Consider the following 1,984-nt stretch of genomic DNA (forward strand, 5'->3'; position numbering starts at 1 on the left):
GCGCCCGTCGCTTCACCCGCCCAGCAGGGCACAACCCACGCCGGAAACGAACTCAAAACTGGATAGAAACTGGGGGCAACGTCAGGCTGGCTCGAAGGCGGCTAATCGCATGGCGTCGCTGAGCACCGCCGCGCCGTCCAACTGGAACCGCGCGTAGCGCACGAGGTGCTCGGCGCTGGCGATCAGGCCTCCGATCGGATTGCCGCAGCGGGGCATCGCCCACGGCCGTGCGATCACTGTCTGCCCGCCGTCCTCGGCGTGTCCGACCGCGAAGTTGCGGTGAAGCAGGTCGTGGGCGAAGAAACAGGTGTCGTCCATACCGAGGGGTGCGAGCAGCGCCTCATTGAGCACGTCTTCGTAGGGACGGCCGTGCAGCACTTCGAGGATCCGCCCGAGGACGTAGAAGGCGGCGTTGTTGTACGACCACATCCCACCCAGCGGCGTGACCTGGACCAGTTTGCCCATCCGGGCGACCATCGTGGCCAGCGCGTCATCGCCCCAGCCTGGGTTCTCGTAGAAGTCGCCTTCCCAGCCGCAGCTGTGGGTCAAGCAATGGCGGATGGTCACGGCAGCTGACACCTCTGGGTCTGCGACTGTGAACTGCGGCAGATGGGCGCGGACCGGGTCGTCTAATCTGAGCCGCCCCTGCTCTACGAGTTGCAAGACGGCGGTGGCAGTGAATGTCTTCGTGATTGACGCGATCTGGAACAACGTATCGCCGCCGACCGGCTGTGGATGCACCACGTTCGTTACACCCAGGCCGGCGGTCGCGGCGCAGCCGTTATGGTAAACACCGAGGGCGATTCCCGGTACTCTATCGCGTTGCATCTCCGCACGTGCCTGGTCGAGCAGTGCAGGGTCCACGCGGCAATACGGCAACAAAGGGGAATTATATTCAGGCAATTTCATTGTAGCCGTTCTTTCTTTGCCAATGCTGGAAAGAATTGTCCGCTTGTTCAGGAGCGGAAAGCCCGGTCAGAGTTTGCCGCACGTCAAGGCGGAGTTCTTGCACGTAACCGCTTCGCTGCGACAGATATGAGCGCCTCGCGAGGGTATTGGAAGCGGGTGCTGGGCACGACCATATCGGAATTTGCATACAGGATGCGCAGGCGCGTGATGGACCGACATCGATCTCTGAAACCGAGCCAACCCTGTGGGCTGCTGCCGTCTCTTACCTGCGTTGAACGGCCTCAGCTGCCCGCTTGCCCTGACCTGAGGCCACCTGCAAAAGGGTCGTGTTCGCCAACGGTCGAAAATGGTGTAATCGACCAATCGATTAAGTCGACAGCACGCTGAAGTATCGCCTCTGTCCGAGCAGGGCTGGGGGAAGCGGCGATGACATGTCCGATGCAGTCTCGGTCATCGCCTTTCTTGCCGATCGGCGCCTTGGGTTCAACATAAAATGTCACCTCGGCGACACCTGATATTGCAGCCGCCTGAGGGACGCCATCGATCCAATCGAGGATGCCATCGCGATCAGCATATAGGACTCGCGCAGCCGCAGTGTGCGAATGCCTTCTGCGCAAATCCCATTGCTCGCCGATGACAAGCTTGATGTGCTCGCTGATGACATCGATGCCGTAAGCCAGCTGAATCAGTTGAGGATGGGCCCCACCCGCAAGACGCGGATTGACTTCAATGACGACTGGGCCACGCTTCGTCCACCGGAATTCAATGCAGGTTGGCCCCCAACCAAGACCGAGAGCTCGCAGACAGCTCAGCGAAAGATCTTTAATATGCTCGTGCTCGTCATCAGTCAGCGGGGCCGGAAAGGTCGTGTCGCGAAAGACAAAATGTGGTGGTGGCCCAAAGTCAGCGTTGCAAATCGCAATAACTTCATTTCCCATTATGTCAGCGCAATAAAAGGGCCCCTGTGCGAATTCCTCGACCAATATCCTCGGCTCGGACCGCCATATGTGCTTCCCGCCCAACAGATAGGTGGTGTGTTCGGCTAGCTCCTCGACGTCGCGGCACAATCGGACCC

The 1,984-nt window shown here is 60.0% G+C and carries 2 protein-coding genes; both read right to left on the bottom strand.

The window, feature by feature from the left end:
- Positions 1–81 precede the first annotated feature (81 nt).
- Positions 82–909: a serine hydrolase domain-containing protein gene (locus tag NKH42_RS31040; protein WP_352974829.1), complete on the bottom strand. Its 828-nt coding sequence runs from the start codon at positions 907–909 to the stop codon at positions 82–84.
- Between the two features lie 281 nt (positions 910–1,190).
- Positions 1,191–1,984: ATP-grasp domain-containing protein (locus NKH42_RS31045; protein WP_352974830.1), on the bottom strand; the 794-nt coding region annotated here is incomplete at its 5' end.

It is taken from the genome of Mesorhizobium sp. M1142 (genome assembly GCF_040318565.1).
In the GTDB taxonomy this organism is placed as follows: Bacteria; Pseudomonadota; Alphaproteobacteria; order Rhizobiales; family Rhizobiaceae; genus Mesorhizobium.

Coding starts and splice junctions, on each gene's coding strand:
- NKH42_RS31040 (WP_352974829.1), bottom strand. CDS start 909: ATGAAATTGCCTGAATATAATTCCCCTTTGTTGCCGTATTGCCGCGTG.